Source organism: Citrobacter sp. LST-B2 (assembly GCF_057983045.1).
Genome location: NZ_CP192598.1, coordinates 1,961,424 through 1,977,386, shown reverse-complemented (window position 1 = coordinate 1,977,386; position 15,963 = coordinate 1,961,424). Strand labels below are relative to the sequence as shown.

24 protein-coding genes are annotated in these 15,963 nt (G+C 53.3%); 2 read left to right on the top strand and 22 right to left on the bottom strand.

Going from position 1 to position 15,963, the window contains the following annotated elements; genetic code table 11:
• Position 1 precedes the first annotated feature (1 nt).
• From ACQ0PY_RS09395 to ACQ0PY_RS09290, 22 genes are all read right to left on the bottom strand, one after another.
• A complete protein-coding gene (locus ACQ0PY_RS09395) occupies positions 2-565 on the bottom strand; it encodes a phage connector family protein (protein WP_102602534.1) in 564 nt (187 codons plus the stop codon).
• A gap of 57 nt (positions 566-622) precedes the next feature.
• Complete coding sequence (locus ACQ0PY_RS09390) at positions 623-1,534, bottom strand: phage capsid protein (RefSeq protein WP_150547096.1); 912 nt, start codon at positions 1,532-1,534, stop codon at positions 623-625.
• A gap of 213 nt (positions 1,535-1,747) precedes the next feature.
• The gene (locus tag ACQ0PY_RS09385; protein ID WP_164566086.1) at positions 1,748-1,918 is read right to left on the bottom strand and encodes a hypothetical protein; all 171 of its coding nucleotides are present in this window, start codon (positions 1,916-1,918) and stop codon (positions 1,748-1,750) included.
• Between the two features lie 33 nt (positions 1,919-1,951).
• On the bottom strand, positions 1,952-2,776 hold the full coding sequence (locus ACQ0PY_RS09380; RefSeq protein ID WP_150547095.1) for a hypothetical protein: 825 nt from the start codon (positions 2,774-2,776) through the stop codon (positions 1,952-1,954).
• The gene (locus ACQ0PY_RS09375; RefSeq protein WP_150547094.1) at positions 2,763-2,996 is read right to left on the bottom strand and encodes a Bbp19 family protein; all 234 of its coding nucleotides are present in this window, start codon (positions 2,994-2,996) and stop codon (positions 2,763-2,765) included. The genes ACQ0PY_RS09380 and ACQ0PY_RS09375 overlap by 14 nt, the downstream gene beginning before the upstream one ends.
• Positions 2,993-4,615: a portal protein gene (locus ACQ0PY_RS09370; protein ID WP_150547093.1), complete on the bottom strand. Its 1,623-nt coding sequence runs from the start codon at positions 4,613-4,615 to the stop codon at positions 2,993-2,995. Before ACQ0PY_RS09370 ends, ACQ0PY_RS09375 begins: the two co-directional genes overlap by 4 nt.
• Positions 4,616-4,618: 3 nt before the next feature.
• The gene (locus tag ACQ0PY_RS09365; RefSeq protein ID WP_224788344.1) at positions 4,619-4,897 is read right to left on the bottom strand and encodes a hypothetical protein; all 279 of its coding nucleotides are present in this window, start codon (positions 4,895-4,897) and stop codon (positions 4,619-4,621) included.
• Positions 4,898-4,908: 11 nt separating this feature from the next.
• On the bottom strand, positions 4,909-5,331 hold the full coding sequence (locus tag ACQ0PY_RS09360) for a hypothetical protein (RefSeq protein ID WP_150547092.1): 423 nt from the start codon (positions 5,329-5,331) through the stop codon (positions 4,909-4,911).
• 30 nt (positions 5,332-5,361) lie between these two features.
• Positions 5,362-5,658: a helix-turn-helix domain-containing protein gene (locus ACQ0PY_RS09355; protein ID WP_110494401.1), complete on the bottom strand. Its 297-nt coding sequence runs from the start codon at positions 5,656-5,658 to the stop codon at positions 5,362-5,364.
• Between the two features lie 155 nt (positions 5,659-5,813).
• Positions 5,814-6,116 (bottom strand): Ref family recombination enhancement nuclease, encoded by a 303-nt coding sequence (locus ACQ0PY_RS09350; protein WP_110494402.1) that lies wholly within the window; start codon positions 6,114-6,116, stop codon positions 5,814-5,816.
• Between the two features lie 11 nt (positions 6,117-6,127).
• A complete protein-coding gene (locus tag ACQ0PY_RS09345) occupies positions 6,128-6,724 on the bottom strand; it encodes a DUF1367 family protein (protein ID WP_150547091.1) in 597 nt (198 codons plus the stop codon).
• A 447-nt stretch (positions 6,725-7,171) separates the two neighbouring features.
• The gene (locus ACQ0PY_RS09340) at positions 7,172-7,510 is read right to left on the bottom strand and encodes a hypothetical protein (protein ID WP_150547089.1); all 339 of its coding nucleotides are present in this window, start codon (positions 7,508-7,510) and stop codon (positions 7,172-7,174) included.
• On the bottom strand, positions 7,510-9,486 hold the full coding sequence (locus ACQ0PY_RS09335) for a DNA cytosine methyltransferase (RefSeq protein ID WP_150547088.1): 1,977 nt from the start codon (positions 9,484-9,486) through the stop codon (positions 7,510-7,512). Before ACQ0PY_RS09335 ends, ACQ0PY_RS09340 begins: the two co-directional genes overlap by 1 nt.
• Positions 9,483-9,743 carry a hypothetical protein gene (locus ACQ0PY_RS09330; RefSeq protein ID WP_150547087.1) on the bottom strand — a complete coding sequence of 87 codons (261 nt, stop codon included), beginning with the start codon at positions 9,741-9,743 and terminating at the stop codon, positions 9,483-9,485. Before ACQ0PY_RS09330 ends, ACQ0PY_RS09335 begins: the two co-directional genes overlap by 4 nt.
• The gene (locus tag ACQ0PY_RS09325; RefSeq protein WP_150547086.1) at positions 9,740-10,342 is read right to left on the bottom strand and encodes an MT-A70 family methyltransferase; all 603 of its coding nucleotides are present in this window, start codon (positions 10,340-10,342) and stop codon (positions 9,740-9,742) included. The genes ACQ0PY_RS09330 and ACQ0PY_RS09325 overlap by 4 nt, the downstream gene beginning before the upstream one ends.
• Positions 10,335-10,583: a hypothetical protein gene (locus tag ACQ0PY_RS09320; protein ID WP_150547085.1), complete on the bottom strand. Its 249-nt coding sequence runs from the start codon at positions 10,581-10,583 to the stop codon at positions 10,335-10,337. Before ACQ0PY_RS09320 ends, ACQ0PY_RS09325 begins: the two co-directional genes overlap by 8 nt.
• 3 nt (positions 10,584-10,586) lie before the next feature.
• The gene (locus tag ACQ0PY_RS09315; RefSeq protein ID WP_150547084.1) at positions 10,587-11,267 is read right to left on the bottom strand and encodes a hypothetical protein; all 681 of its coding nucleotides are present in this window, start codon (positions 11,265-11,267) and stop codon (positions 10,587-10,589) included.
• Positions 11,268-11,306: 39 nt separating this feature from the next.
• Positions 11,307-12,695 carry a replicative DNA helicase gene (locus ACQ0PY_RS09310; protein ID WP_150547083.1) on the bottom strand — a complete coding sequence of 463 codons (1,389 nt, stop codon included), beginning with the start codon at positions 12,693-12,695 and terminating at the stop codon, positions 11,307-11,309.
• The gene (locus tag ACQ0PY_RS09305) at positions 12,692-13,675 is read right to left on the bottom strand and encodes a helix-turn-helix domain-containing protein (protein ID WP_164566085.1); all 984 of its coding nucleotides are present in this window, start codon (positions 13,673-13,675) and stop codon (positions 12,692-12,694) included. Before ACQ0PY_RS09305 ends, ACQ0PY_RS09310 begins: the two co-directional genes overlap by 4 nt.
• Positions 13,676-13,677: 2 nt before the next feature.
• Positions 13,678-13,902: a hypothetical protein gene (locus tag ACQ0PY_RS09300; RefSeq protein ID WP_150547082.1), complete on the bottom strand. Its 225-nt coding sequence runs from the start codon at positions 13,900-13,902 to the stop codon at positions 13,678-13,680.
• Between the two features lie 22 nt (positions 13,903-13,924).
• Entirely contained in the window at positions 13,925-14,371 is a 447-nt protein-coding gene (locus ACQ0PY_RS09295; RefSeq protein WP_150547081.1) for a toxin YdaT family protein, read from the bottom strand.
• A 64-nt stretch (positions 14,372-14,435) separates the two neighbouring features.
• Positions 14,436-14,639 carry a Cro/CI family transcriptional regulator gene (locus ACQ0PY_RS09290; protein WP_150547079.1) on the bottom strand — a complete coding sequence of 68 codons (204 nt, stop codon included), beginning with the start codon at positions 14,637-14,639 and terminating at the stop codon, positions 14,436-14,438.
• A 78-nt stretch (positions 14,640-14,717) separates the two neighbouring features.
• On the opposite strand from ACQ0PY_RS09290, the gene ACQ0PY_RS09285 reads away from it, so the two are divergent.
• Both ACQ0PY_RS09285 and ACQ0PY_RS09280 read left to right on the top strand, forming a co-directional pair.
• Complete coding sequence (locus ACQ0PY_RS09285) at positions 14,718-15,119, top strand: helix-turn-helix domain-containing protein (protein ID WP_150547078.1); 402 nt, start codon at positions 14,718-14,720, stop codon at positions 15,117-15,119.
• Positions 15,120-15,617: 498 nt separating this feature from the next.
• The gene (locus ACQ0PY_RS09280; protein WP_150547077.1) at positions 15,618-15,941 is read left to right on the top strand and encodes a hypothetical protein; all 324 of its coding nucleotides are present in this window, start codon (positions 15,618-15,620) and stop codon (positions 15,939-15,941) included.
• The last annotated feature ends 22 nt before the right edge of the window (positions 15,942-15,963 follow it).

The following is a 15,963-nucleotide window of genomic DNA, read 5'->3' as shown; positions in this document are numbered from 1 at the left end:
GTCAGAACCTTGATTCCAGCGTGGGGTAACCGTCCAGCGTTTCCGGTGGTTCCTCCTGCCCGTCGATAGATTTAGCCTGGCGCAGCAGGTAAGCCGCTTCCTGGGTCAGCGTGTCGCGCAGACTGGTGGATCCGGTGACCGCATAGGCAAGTTTCGCCTGCATGGTGGCTTCGGCAACGTTCACAAGCGCTGCGTCCCACGTGGATTCGTCTTCATTGCGGAAGACATAGCGCAGCAGTACAGCGTTGACGTTTGCCAGCAGTTTGTTGCCCTCAATGCGGTACGGAATATCATCCTGTGGCTCACCGATGGACAGAACGCGGATTAAATCGCCGGGGAGAGAAAACTGGTATCCGAACCCAAAAATCGGGGTGTCGCTGACAGGGGAAAGAACAACGCGCTTAATGGCGCAGTTCCACGGATGCGCGCGCAACAGGTTATTGCGAACGGTCGGATAAAGGTTTGAGCACAAGCGGGCGTGGTCGGTATCTTCGACAAAATCGTTGATTGGATGCGCACCCAGCGCCAGCAGTGCGTTTGAACAAATCGAGACGCTCGACGTCATGGTAATACCTCAGATGGAAAAAGGCCGGGGGTTACCCCGGCAAGTACACCAGCGGCATTAAGCAACAAAATCGATGGCGACGACTTTCTTCTCGTTGGCACGACCTGCACCGTAGGACGCATCAACAGAGATCTGAATGGTGTTGTTTTTATCGCGGCGCGGGCCGATATCGACGTTATACTCAGCGCCGGTACCGAAATGCACAGCGGATTTACACCACGCAGCTGCGGTTTTGGTGGTTACAGCTGGGTCACCTGCGGTCGCAGAGTCCAGCTTTTCGTAAGCCAGCCAGTTAAAGCCCAGCCACTTGGAAGACACCGCGCCTTCCTGGAGCATTTTCACCGCCATAAAATCAGCAGAAGTCAGCGTGGTATCGCTGAGGATCTGCGTCAGCATGTCGGCGTTGTACGTCATGTACAGCTCTTCGCCGTTCTGCTCGTCACACTCGTTACGGCGGAACATCGCTTTCGCGGCGATCAGCTTGGCCTTGGTCATACCTGTGCCACCCGCAACGATTTTCTGCGCAGCCGGGAGAGCAACCGGAGCGTATGCGCCGTTGTTCTCTGTCTTACGCAGAACGGTATCGAGCAGCGCGCGATAGATAACATCGTCTTTTTTGCGGTTGGCTGCTGCCAGGGTGAGTTGCAGATACGGCCCCTGCGGGTCAGCGATCAACTTGCGCAGGTCGCGTTTTTCAACCGGGACGAATACGGCATAGTCAGCCATCAGCGCATTACGGGTACCGGCTTCCGGCACATCCCAGACGGTGTCACCGAAACGCGTGGTGATCTGCGTCATTTCGATGGTGCCCATGTCGTTGATGGTGAACGACGCACCGGTAATCATTCCACGATCGTTTACCGCAGCCTGCAGGCGGGAATCCTTCTGCTGTGAGGCAATTTCAAAGGAATCATGAAACTGCGTTACAAACGCTGCGGTGATCATGTTTTTGTTAGCATCAAAAGCCATGACAATCACTCCAAAAATTATCGCCTTGCGGGGTATCGGTTTCCCGGCCCGAATATCACAATGCGACTGGCGCTTACGCACTGTGGGAAAAATCAGGTATCCGGCGTCCCCGCCGGGCTGGTTGTGGGAAGATTGTTAGCGAGGTGTGCGGTCGGAATCCCGACCAAATGAAAAAAGCCAGCAATTAGCTGGCCTTTGACTACAGATGGGGTGTTATGCGGTTAGTTTTGCAAAGGCTGCGTTGACCATTTCGGCCAGCGCTTCTGCCTCTTGCCTGGTTGATTGCTGCTGTAACATCATCTCAGCCAGTAAATTGGCTTTGACCTCGAACAAATACCCTTGCTGTCCTGGCGTTAACACTGGTGCGGTTTGTTTGTCGCTCATCGGTCTTTCCTCGATTTAAGTTGTCGTGACATGTCACGCTACGGACTGATCACCGTAGGTTTTCTGGTAGAACGCTTTGACCTGGGCGGATACGCGTTCGTGATCAGCGTGTTTCGGGTCCATATACGCCGGGGATTTCATCAGGTCGCGAATGGTCTGCTGCTCTGCGAGATTAATTTCGCCGCCCGCTGGCGCGTCTTCCTGCATTTCCGCGCCCACTTTCGCCAGCATGCGAATGACCATAGGGTTATTGCCGATCGCGTTGATATCGTCGCCCTGCTCTGCCAGTTGCGTAAACGCGCGGTAAGCCAGGCCGATATTCTTTTTAAAATCCGCGTCTGTCTTCCAGACTTCACGCAAAGACGTGGTCGCCGCTTCGGCATCCAGTTCCGCCGAACCAGTGGCAATCTGCTGGGCGTTCTTCACGTACTCACCCAGGATAAAACTCATCTGGTCATTGGTGATGCCTTTGGCATGAGCAGCTTTCAGAAAGCTTTGGGTGCTGGGGTCGGCTTTAAACTCATCCCACTTAAAACCCTCGACGTCTACCTTTGGCGCATACTCATCTGATGTTTTCGGCGCCGTGCCGATGCTCCCCATGCGCTTCTCCAGCGCGACATGAGCCTCCGCCAGCTTACGGGCTGATTGCTCAACGTTAAGCGCGCCATCTTCGCCGCTGACACGGTATTTTTCCGGTAACCAATCATTCGCGCCCGGTTCGCTCGCGCCGGTGCTGAGTAAAGAATTACCAGAAGGATCGCCAGTACCCGGATTATTACCGCCATCTTTATCACCTCCACCGCCAGACTGCTCTGCACCCGGCTCCACGTTCATGAATAAGTGTTTAAGCTTCCACATCGTCTTCTACTCCATCGGCTTTGTTGATTTCGCGCAGGATGAAATCCAGTACGGATCGCTGCCCTGCCCGGTAACATGTTTCACGGTCGCCCTCGGTACCGCCGGAGACATATGCCTCACGTCCGAAACGGCGGGTTAATTCCTCAAGCACCTGCTGACCACCCGGCATTTCCTCGAAAATGCGTTTGAAATCAGCGGGGGTTACCTGTTTTTTCATCAGCCACCTGCCAGTTGTTTGCCTAACGCTGCGCCAGCGGTCTGGCCTGCTGCACCCGCCGCCTCACTACCCGCCTGCATCATCAGCGCCTGCTGCTGGGCGTCAGCCTGTGCTTTACGGCGACGTTCGCGCAGGTCTGCTACCGCCTCCGTTGAACGAATGACCTTAGCCGGAACGCCGAGCGCAGCCGCCACAACGCGCGTGGCTTCGTCGGTATCAACGAGATCAACAACTTCCTGGTCGATTGCGGTGAGGTTTGCCACATTCGCGCCGAGGCGCTCAATAGCGGTGACGTCCTCCAACTGCTGCGCGCGTGCCAGCGGGGAGATGTAGCGTACGTTGAAATTCGCGTTCTGGAGGCTTTCAGGCGGTTGCGGGAATACTCCAGCGCGGAAGGCAATGCCGAAACAGCGTACAACCAGCGGTTGCAGGTATTCGGCCTGGAAGCGTCCATAGACCGGGCCGAGTAACTGGCGGATCAACGCAACGCGCACATGCACTTCCGTGGCGGTCATCGCTGGCCCGTCCTGCGGCTGGAGCTGGTCGGCCATCATGATCTTGCGGATAGACGCCTGCAGGCGTTCTTCTGCAGTGAATGCAACGTTGAAGTCTGCGCCAGTCAGCAACGGTTTCATGCTGTCCGTGCTGTTCGCCACGATGATGCGACGTGGGCCAACCTTGACCGTACGCGGGTTGAGTACGCCGTCGTCTTCGGCGATCCACATGCCGGAGATAGCCAGGTCCTGCGCGGCCTTCTCCATGCGTTTGGTTTCGTTCAGCTCTTTGCAGTCAGGCAGCGCGTCGTACACCGGGCCGATACCGTACGGACCACCGGGGATTTTCATCCAGCGCGGAACGCAGCAGGGAAATTCGTGATAACCGGATTCGCGCACAACGCGCTTATTGCTCACATCGATGTTGAACGATGCAAAACGCATGTTCTTCGCCATGCGGGCGTTAACGAGATAGGTGTCACGCGGGAAAATACAGTGCAGGAAATCAAATTTGTCGTCGGGCTTTTTCTTCGCCGCGTCGAGGATTTTCTCGCTGACATTGTCCCTGCCAAACTCTTTGATGGCCTGCTCTGCCGTGAGCTGGTAGCGGCGGTATATCGTGTCAACGATACCGTCTTTGCGGGTAGACGTGACAAAGCACTGCGCCAGCGGCCATTGCTGAAACATGAAGCCGCCCTCTTCGCGGTCTTCGTCGATGTACAGCACGAACCAGCCCGCGCATACCACATCGAGATTGGCCTCGTATCCTTCCGCGTCGAAGTTGGCAGCGTGGATATTTTCCCACACCAGCGTTGCGCACTCAGACAGCCAGGCTTTCGCATCGTCCGGGAGCGACTCGCTGTCGAGGTTCAGCCACTGCGCGTTTGCCGGGGTCATGCCGGACATGAGCGCAGACGCCAGCATGCGGGCGCTGTCGGTGGCAGTGCCGTCCAGTAGCTTAGCCACCTTGTGTTTTGCGCTCTGGGCGTCGAGCACCTCATCAGAGAATCCCGCGCCGCGCAGCGGATAGGTGTAGTCATAGCACTCGCGCCAGACGCTTTCGTGTTGCTGGCGGTTTGCTTTCAGCGTGTCAGAACGCTTGATCAGCTTTACGGCGAGTTCATCCATCAGTTACGCCCCCAGTGAACGTTTTGTTCCGGATGCCGCAGCACCGGAGCCGAGCAAAGAGGTGCCGGAATCGTCCGTTCCGCCTGCGCCACTTGCCAGCAGGGAAGAACCCTGTTTACGTTTCTTGCGTGCTGCTGCGTCAGCGTTAGCCGCTTTGGCTGCTGCGTTCGCTGCTGCATCGGCTTCCGCCTGTGGATCTGTGGTCTGGACGTCAGGCGTTTTGTCTTTGGTCCATAAGCCAGCGGGATCCAGTATTTTTTTAGGGTCAAATCCGCCACACATAGCGATTCTCCTTAGCCTGGTACGTGCCAGCCGTGTTCAGTCAGCACGGGCTTACCCGTCACCGGCTGGCGCTTGCCCTCTTCGTTCGTCACGTAGCCGTGCGGCGCAGCGGGTGCCGCCGTGGTGGCTTTTTTAACGAGTTCGAGGAAATCAATGCAGTTGGTCAGCGGGTTACCGACCAGGTCGGTGAAGGCGTAATCTTCAAAGCGAGCGATGATAGCCGCACCCTGTTCGTTGATGGTTGCCAGCACCGTATTGCGCTCATTAAGCGCTGCGTCGTCGAGCAACTCACCAACGCGCTGCTGAACGGTCTGTTCGTCGGCACGTGGTGCATTTACGGCATTACCAGCAACAGAATTAAGCAACAGTGCTTCTTCTGCCTGACTGGATTTTTCCTGCCCTGGCACCTCAACATTTTTTTTTGGTCGACCCATTTTGAATATCTCCGGATTAATGGTGAGCCGTCATTGTGGTTTGGGTGTCTGGTCAGTTTCCCGACCAAAACGCGATTTACGGAAAGTGAACCACTGACGGTGTAAAACTGTGGGGAGTTTTTTTCTGTCTGATGCTGTCGCCATACACCACAATGCGATCAATGCCTCACCATGACCGTGGCGAGGTTCAGATCCAGACTTCCAGCCCAGAACAGCAGATTTTGAAACGCCGAGTTCGTCAGCTATCTCCTGTGTAGTGAGATTTTTTCTGGTCAGGTCGGTAATGACGCGAAACCAGTCTGTCCGGAAGGTGGCGACCAGCGGCATCGATCACCCCACAAAACGCGCGCGCGCGCGAACATAGAGAGGGGCAAAATCGCCGCCCGCCTGAATGGGAAAAGAGCCTGAACAGAATTTCATGCTTTCCGGACTCGTTGGCCAACCACATTTTTTAGCGTTATCTGCTGCTCTTAGAGACGGAATTAAATTCTGCATAAGCGTAATTCCTTTACTTCGATAGTTACCTGTTCGAGCAATTCAGTCTCTGAACCGTAATTTTCTTCCCATGTTTTTTGCCCTGCGTGGATAGCTACGCCGTGTCCGCCGGTTCTGTGGTGTGGAGGGCAAAGCGGGAGCGTTTCTTTGTGGTCGGCGCGCTGAGCTATGCCTTGCCCTTTACGGATGTGATGGACTTCTGCGGGTGTGGCGCCATAGCCAAGATTTCTGCATACGACGCAACCCAGTGATGCAACATCTTCCAGCCAGCGTTTATCGTCTTTGGTCATGGCGATATTTCTCACGCGGCATAGCTGAATAATTGCGAGGCTGCGTTTTCTGCTGCCTGCTGAGTTGGGAATGTGCGGAATAAAATATAATTCCAGAGCACATCGAGAACGGATTTATATAGCTGGGAAAATTCGACATCGTCCATTTTTGCGAACGATATGGATTTTGGTTCGTTGCGGGTGGTGCCATCAGGCATTTCGTATCTGGTATAAAAACCAGCCTGGATAGTTACCCATGCGCGGAATGCTTCGAAGGATTTTACTGCGCTGATATTTCCGGCGCGTTTTTCCGCTTCTTCTCGGAGATACTGATCAGCCAGTTCCTGGAGTGTTTCTTCGTGACCAGCGTAGTGAGCCACCAGCTGCACATATCCACGAACCAGTTTTTTATCTGCCGGGGATATTGCACCGCCTGACGGTTGCCAGTAGTCAAAGCCGAGATTCAGCAGTGCGAAAAATTTACGGTGAAATGCTGCATTGCGAGCCTGTTTAAAGTCGGCATACAGGACAGCACCCAGACGGAATTTTTTCTCGATAAATTCGCGGGCGTCTGGTGTGGCCGGAATTAAAACGCCGCCTGCTGATTTTACAAATGAATACTGCGCCATTGGTTTCCCCTTTAGCGCAGCAATTGCTCAGAAATACAGGTTACCGGGTGTTCAGTCCGATACCGTAATTATACCCTAACTTTGCCTTTTTGAACAACGATACAGCCTGCTTGCTCTGCCAGTTCTAACAATGACTTAAGCGACGCGACATGCTCATCGTCATACACATTTCTTAAAGCCGTAACCTTGCCATTTTTGCAGGTGATGAGAACGCGACCGTTATCGGGGAGATGTTCCCCTACCTCCGCCTTTTTGAACACGCTCCCTCCCAACCAATGCACTGGATAAACATACAGTATATATACTCCCAAGTGGCAGGAAGTGCAAACTTTTAAAGGCACAAAACGTTAAAAAACGAAATCAGGTTAATTTTCAACCATATGTTTAATAAAGAAAAACCGCCATTATCTGACGGTTTAATTACGAGTTACAGACTGGTGTGACATGTCACATTGTCAGTTTCACAGCATGCCATCCGGACGTAACCCAGCACTGAGAATCACCTTCACAGGGGCATGACATAACCGGCAGCGCATCGCCGCATTTGCCGCATAAATTTGCACTGATAGATTTGATACGACCACGCACCCGCGCATCATCCTGGCGGATCAGCAGCGCGATATACTCCGACATTTCGTACGGCGCACGACCAGGACGCCGGGCGGCGCAGCCCCGCTCCAGCATGTCCAGTTCCTGAGCATCCAGCACCAGTTCAATTTTGCGCTCACCAGCGGCAGACTGGCGGGCACGTTGTGCCGCTTTGCGCTCTGCTGCGGATTTAGCCATTACGCTGCCTCCCTTCTTACACATAACTCAGGCAAATTGGCGCGCACCAGCGCTTCAGCGAACGGTGGCGGGACCGCATTGCCGCAGCGGGCCACTTGTTTATCTTTGGCGTAGCGCTTGCCGCGATAATCCTGATCGATGATGTACCAGTCAGGGAAGCCCTGTGCGCGATAGAGTTCGTGCGGCTGAAGCATGCGCATACCGATATCGACGATGCGGTACGTTATCCCATCGATGTCGACCATCCCGGTGCATTCCTCGCCGCAGTATTCACGCAGGAACGCCAGCGTTTGCTGTGCGCGCTGTTCGTCGTAGTCTTCGACCGCCAGTGTGGTTTTGACTTCCCCGACATGCAGGCCACCGGCCGTAACTGTCGGCATTGGTTCACTCGTGGGCTGACCATCGCGACAGGTGCCGCGCAGTTTTACCAGGTGGGAAGCAACCACCGCATGGTGATCGACAGTTGTCACCGAGTGGACTGGTTCATCCAGCCCGACGCCCGGCCCCGTATAGTTGCCGCCGTAGTGCTTCGCCAGAAATGCGCTGGCCACGGCGAACTTGTTACCACCAGCGGTTACTGTCCCCAGCGGCTTTTCAAGCTGCAACACACGCGGGTCCTGCCCCGGCCTTTCGCCGTACCCCATCTGGATCAACGTTGGCGTCACCAACTGCGAATGACCGCCGCCGCCCGCCGTAATCGTCGCGCTCGGTTCGTCTGCACGGTGACCGATGCTGGCGCCAAACTGGCGAGCGATGACCGGCGCAACCAGACAGGCACGAGACTGTTTCAGGATAGTGTGAGTGGGTTTATCCAGCGGACGCGGCTTTGCCTGGTACTCACTACCACCGTTACCAGCAAGGAACGGTGTAAGCGCGGCCTCAACGATACCGAGGGCATGACCATTCCCGCCCGGGCGCCGTGACGTACCGGCGGTGATTGTCGGGACAGGTTGTGTGACATCCTGCCCTGTCGCGCCTGTTCTGAACTTCGTCAGGTGCGGTACGGCAACCGCGTAGCCATGCGTTTTGGTGATTGTCTGCAGTGGTTCTTCCAGCGACTGGCCCCGGAAGCAGTCGTAATGCGTTTTGGTGCTGGTATGGTTGCACTTCACGATAAACGGCGACGCACTGTCGATAACGAAACGCTGAATACCGCGTGCAATGCGCTTGAGCGTGTTCACTGCCAGGGGCTTTTTGCGGTCGAAGATCGACAGCGCAGGAATGGTCCAGTCGATACACTCCGCAGCGGTGCGCCACGGTAACAGCTTGCCAGCCTGAACCGCCGGTGACTTCGGACTCCCGTGTGTTGGCTCCGGCCACACTATCGGTTTCCCGTCACAGCGCATAACCATGAAGAAGCGTTTTCTGATCGTCGGCGCACCGTAATCACAGGCGCGTAGTTCGCGATACTCAACGACATAACCCAGACCTTTTACCAGTCTGGCGGCGTCCTCGCTGTCGAGAGGAATACCCAGGAATTCACAGCACTCCACCAGCGCAGGATGATCGGGAGAAATCCCCGTCGTTAGCATGGCGACGAAAGCTCGGAAGGTTTCGCCAACACGTTCAGGGTCCGGGCGCATTTCACCAGCAAGAAGCGGCCCCCATGTTTTAAACTCTTCGACGTTCTCCAGCTTCATAACACGAGGCTTAACATCAAGCCCCCAGCGCAGTGTCACCCAGGCCAGACCGCGTATCGCTTTTTCTACTGGCTTCGCACCTTTAGCTTTCGAAAAATGGCGGCAATCCGGGGAAAACCACGCGAGCGCAACCGGGCGGCCAGCAGTCGCAACTTTTGGACTGACGTCGTATACAGATTCGCAGTAGTGCAACGTATCAGGATGGTTTGTCGTGTGCATCGCCACGGCGTTCTCATCGTGGTTTATCGCAATATCAACGCTACGCCCGATCGCCATTTCAATACCGGTTGACGCGCCACCGCCACCAGCGAAATTATCAACAATGATTTCTCTCACGCGTATTTCTCCATCGCGCTTGCCAGCGAACGGGCAGCAGTAACAATTGACGGTACCGGCATTTTTTCCAGCCACATCCGGTTGATGTGATGCAACAGGCGGCGCTGGTGATGTGCAGGGAGATCACCAGCATTCTCTATCTGAGAAAAAACCATATGCACTTCTGCTGGCCATACCGTCTCTGGAATATCAGGAAACAAAATGGTTTCGAGTTCAATCAACCTTCGATATGCGCTATCTAGCAAAGCATCTTTCATGCAGCCTGCTCCCCTGGTTCTTTGATTGATTCAGCGATCCCAGGCAAAAGTATTACATCGGGCGAATCACACTCATTTCCCCATACGTCAAAGCCATGCGAGGACTGCCGCGCAAACAATTCAATGCGTGGGATGTCACCCAGTAGTTGAACCAGCTTTTCACGTACAAAGTCAGGTTTTTGCGAATGCGCAAGTCGCGGTGCGGTAAATGACTGGATGATTCCGGCGTCAACACGTTCAGGAAGATTCCCCTTAACCGCAAAAAGACAATCTTCACTATTAGCGCGGGTCATATGACCCATTCCCATTACCAGTTTGTCTGTCTGACGGCTTCCGCACTTATTCCAGGTAAAGCCTTTCATTGTCATCAGCCGGAACCCCCACGCCTCGACCACCTTCAGTGCTTCAATCGGTTGTGTCGGTACCCACCACATAGCCAGCAGGCAGTTTTCTGCAGCGAGATCCCACACTGGCAGACGGCAGATATCGAGAACATTCATCACGGAATATTTGAACCCGGCGCCACGGTCACCGTCTGCAGCTTTGTCCCGGTATGCCCACGGCGGATCTGCATAAATTAACGTGTATTTTTTATTCACTCTTTTCCCCTTCTCGCTGCTGGCGCCAGTAATTTAAGCGTTGTCTGAAAAATTCCCGGTAGCTTTCCGGCGTCGCATCAATGTGCTGAATAACCGTCTGCCGAGTGACTTTTCGCTCATAGAGCTGACGAACGAGTGCGGCGGCGCGCATGTCGTAATGCTCCTGGAGTTGGCACTCTTGCGGCCATTTAGCACGATTGAACGGTAAGCCGGGCGGGAGATAATCCGATTGCCCGACCATGCCTCAAGCCCTCATGTTTTTCTCTGAGTGAACGTAGAAACGGGGATCAACACTTTTCAGCGTGAAGTGTGTAACAGGCATGTCGTCATGCCGCTCGATGCCGACCAGATTCGACATGCAAAGCGCAAAGACACGTTTCTGGAGTTGCTCCAGGGTAATTTTGATGTCCGGGTGATATTTCTTAATCGCAGACATAATTCCCTGGTATGACAGCGTTTTGCCCTTCATGATTGCCACCAACTGCGACGCTGGTAATTCACTGGATTTTGGCTGTACATCAGGCTTCGGGGATGTTGCTATGGGTTTAATTGAATCCAGCAGCAGGCGACAACGGCTGGTAACCCCTACCCTGTAACCCGTTTTTTTGTCGTAATTTTCTTTGCTGCCCGAAGTCCAGACAGTTGCAGTTTCACGAAGTTTTACTGTCTTCTCGCCACCGGAGTAGATCACTGTGCCGGTGTGAGTTTTACCGTGGCGCCGCGGTGTTGACTCCGCCGCTTTCGCCTTTTTCACTGTCGGTGTAACGCGTGCGGTTAAACCCGGCACCGGAACAGGACGGGGACACGGAACGTATATCGAACGGCTACGCGCTCTGGCACCGGCATTCATCCGCCAGATGATTACATTCGTCCAGTCACAGGCATCATCAACAGTCGCTACTTTCGGATAAATTAAATCGGTCATTGGTCTTTCCTCATTGGATTTCGCGCTGGTCAGGCGCTTTTAAAATGCATCGGTGTTGTACTTCTCTGCATACTTTCGTTGCTGTTTTCTGGGTTTTGCTGCCTCCAGTTGAATACGGGTCTTCTCTTTGCCGACGTGCTGATCGATCGGCAGAAAGTGACCGTTTTTAAATTCCTGATAAACCACAGTACCAGCAGCCGCAAACCGGCATTTGCCGAGAATGACCTCAGCCACACCAGCCGCCGGGCTTTCAGGGTTATAAACTTCATCGCGGTACAGAAACAGGATGCTGTCAGCGTCCTGCTCGATAGAGCCTGAATCACGCAGGTCTGACATTACCGGGCGACGCTGCGCCGCCGGACGCGCATCAACCGCGCGGGAAAGCTGGCTGAGCGCAAAGGTTGGTGTATGTAGCCGCATAGCCATCGTTTTGAGATTGCGGGAAATGTGCGCTACGGCAAGGTCGTTACGCTCTGCTTTCGGTTTCTTAATCAGGCCGAGATAGTCGACCATGATCATTGCCAGATGCGGATGGCGTCGCTTGTGTGTCTCTGCGATAGCGCGGATCTGTTCGACTGTGAGATCGGTCGCATCGACAATCCAGATGTCCCGGTCTGTAAGTTCTCCAATGGCTGCAGTCAATCGCGCCCAGTCCTCGTCGTACATGTCCTGAGGATTACGCAGGCGAGAAACGGACAGGTTTCCGGCACCAGCGAGCGAACGTTCAACAATCTGAGCCGCCGCCATTTCCATGCTGAAAATCAACGCACCGCCGCCCTTTGCCGTCACACCTTCCACTACGGTAAGCGCAAACTCTGTTTTACCCATGCCTGGGCGACCAGCCACGACAATAAGATCCTGCGGGTTAATACCGCCTGTTGCGTTATCAAGATCCGCAATACCAGTCAATAAATTGCGCGTGGATTCATCACCATCCATGCGTTTCTGTACTGTGTCCATGTAAGCGGGCAAAAGCTCGTTGATGTGTACCGGCTGAACGTCGCCACTATCAGCAGTCATGTCCAGCAGCTGCGCCACAGCATTTTCGACCACCTGATCTCGTTGCTCCTGGTTGGCAGCTTTGCGGATACCGTCAGCGCCATCCTGCAGAAGTTTCGCCAGCGCGCGGCTGCGCCAGGCCTTAACCATCTTCCCGGCATACCCTTTCAGGTTCGGCACTGTTGCGGGGATACGGGATATTTCAGACAGGTCAGCCAGACTTGAACCGCCCAGCGCTTCGCTGATGAATAACATGTCGATCATGCCGTTAGTCAGCGCCTGTTTTTTTATCTCGCTGAATGTACGGCGATGAAAACCAATGCTGAATGATTCCTCTGGCGTGGAGGCGATCACGTCAAATGCGTCAGGAGAAGCACCGCCATTCAGCAGGCCAGCCAGCACACACGCTTCCAGTTCCTGAGGAGTCATAGCGAACCTTCCCGGGTATTACGCAACGTTTCTGGTTTCATCAGGTAATCAAAACTTGCACGCCATCCCCCGTTTGCGCCGAAATAAAAATCCGGTGCGGCAGCGCGGAATTTTTCGAAGTAGCCGAGAAATGCACCCGTTGTTTTGTTTTTCATGTGGGCGGCAAGTCTGGTAATCATTCGACGGCGATCATCATCAAGCTCTGCTGTTGGCAACGTATCAGCGAAAATTTCGTTGTATCCGCTCATGACAGCTTCCGGATCAATTTCAGCTTCCAGTACAGCCCATGCCTCAGCGTCAGCCAGATAACCATCGAACCGTTTAACGCGGCAGATATTCGCCGGTTTCGGCAGACTGTCACCACGGCGGCGCCATGTGGCTAATACCCAGCGGATCACCAGTTGAATTTCTGCCAGGGTGTAACCTTCCCGGGTTGTGGTTGCCGTCAGCATCATCACAAACGGTTTCAGATCACGGCAGCGAGTGCCGGTTTTCTCGTTGTAAAACTCAAGCGCTTTTTGAGCATCAGACAAAATACGGTCTTCGCTTTCCCCCATTTGGGGGTTAGGGGGATCTTTAGGTTCATTGACTGGTTCAAAAGAGTGACTGGTTCTGGTGCCGCCACACGGCATAGGGGGTGTGCTTTCTGACGGCATACCTGTGCTTTCTGACGGCATAGGGGCTATGCTTTTTGGCGGCACAGGGTTATCCAGATTGAGGTAATACACATTCGACGTGTTGCCCTTGCCGTTATTCGCGCCGATACGATTCTCTTTTGCCAATAACCCCATAGAGATCAACGCATCAATGTGATCACGTACGGCGCTTTTGCTGCACTCGCAGTGATCTGCAATGTGTTTGTACGACGGCCAGCATTCGCCGTTGTCATTCGCATTATCAGCCAGTTTTATTAGCACCAGCTTGCGGATAGGGTTTCCGGTTTTAATTGCCATCGCTTTGGCCATCAGAGTCATGCTCATAATCAAATCCCCAGTGTTTCGGCGATTTGACGGCATGCCGCCTGATATTCCTCAGGTGACAATTCTATTTCGCGGAGTTCTTCTTTCAGTTTTTCATACTGCGCCCAGATAGATAGCGCAGCTGCGCGACGGCCTTCGAAAATATCTTCGATATCATCCAGGGTGGCTGGCGCCCCGTTTAGTCGAAATCCGTTCCGCCATGTAATGCGGTCGATTGAAGTCAGCATGTTGGTCTTTCCTCGATACAAGTTAAACGCTGGTCAGGCGCTGTGTTTCCTGTATGGCTTGTAATGCCTGTGCTATCCGCTGGGGTCGATCCCTGGCATCAAGTAGCAACGCGATAATTGCGGCGGCGAAATCACGGATCGCAATGCAAATTAAATGCTGAGTGGTCATTCCCAGCTGCGCGTATCTTTCCGCAGGCAGTGCAGCTTCCATCGCTTTGGCCAGCGCTTTGGTTTTGGTTCTCGCCGCTTTAGTCTCTCCACGTAACCAGCGAAAAATCTGCTGCCGGTTGTTGTTGATAGCCCGCCAGTCAGCATTACCTTTCGAATCCTCCATCTGGTGCAGTTTCACAGAGCTGGTATTGCCACCCATCCGAAACCACATACGGGTGATCTCGATGGCAACATGTTCCTGCCCGCGTTCCGCAGCCCAGTTGAAGATCTCTCTTTTCAGTTCGTCGAGGTTTTCCACTCGTTCGCGTCTCCTGTCGCTGAAAACCTGATTACGCTTAATCAGATTTTAAATACGCCTCTTGTTAAGCTGCGTTATCAGTTTTCGAAACATCCTGGTACTCGCACGGGTCATAAACGAGCTCGCCAGCGGTCATGAGAGCCAAACGAGCGGCTCTCTTTTCGGGGATATGCACTCCCCAACGAGAAACTGCGGGCTGAGATACGCCCAATGCTTTTGCCAATTTGGCCTTACTGCCAAAGTAATTAATTGCATCTTGAGTAAGCACATTCACCTCCTGGTATTAACGTTTGTTTGGAAATTACAACTTAACATAAGGTAAGTCAAATTAATTTACATTAACCCTATGAAGAACATCGAACTGAATGACCGCATCCGCAGCAGAAGAACACAACTCGGCATGTCGCAGCAAAAACTTGCAGATGCTGTGAAGGTTTCGCACGTCACTATTTTTAAATGGGAAAGCGGTGAAACACAGCCTCGAGGAAAGAATCTATTCACATTAAGTAAGGTGTTGAAGTGCTCTCCAACATGGCTGCTTTATGGTGATGAAGACCAAACACCATTACCACCATCAGAAATACCGACAGAGTTAGATGAGCGCCAACAGAAACTGCTTGAGCTTTTCGATTCCCTCCCTGAGTCAGAGAAAGATCGGCATTTGGCTGATTTGGAGCAAAAAGTTGATGACTTCAATGCTCTTTTCGAAGAACTACTAGCCGCCAGAAAAAAATCGCAAAAAAAATAACTCAATTATTCAATTAGTTATATTCTCTCGCCAACTAACTTAACTTTTTTTAAGCAAAAACCATTGACCACTAACTTACCTTTAATTAAGCTTTGCAACATCAACGACGCACTAACCACGCGGCAGTTGTTCAGAAAAACGTTCTGACAGTCTGGAAAGACAGGCAACGAATTCGCGGGTCGCCGCCAGTACGATGACATGCGGGAAAGACCGCAATGAATCCAAAATTGCTGTGTGTAGTCTTTGCCCAGCCACCACGGTGGGCACATTTTTTCACATAGCAACGAGCACAGAGGAAAGACCAACTCGGGCATGACCAGCCCTGACAGCCCGGAAAGACGGGCAACAGATGTAAAAAAACCCACCGAAGTGGGTCTCTTTACCCGGGACGGTGACCAAACCACCCGGAGGTGGTACAGGGGACCAACCCTGTACCGAGGAAAGACCAACGACATGAGCCGCTGATCGGCTCAAATTATACATCAGTAAGGAGCCGCTATGGAAGCGCTTACCATCCCTGTAACGCTGTACATCCATTACAACGCCAACACTTTTTCTCAGGAAAAAATCATTGTCGCCACCTGTGACATGTCACGTAGTTTTCCAGATCAATATGTCTTGCTGGAAACGCGCAATATCTCCATCGATGTAAACCAACCAGAGCCATTCGACATTATTGCTCTGCAGGTCGACCAGCTGCGTGACCAGAAAGAGAAAATCGCAACTTTGGCACAAAGTCAGATAGCCCTGGTTGACGACAAAATACAGCAACTGCTCTGTATTGATCACTCCCCTGTTCAGGAAAGCGACATCCCATATTGATCAACCGGCGCATGACCAGCGC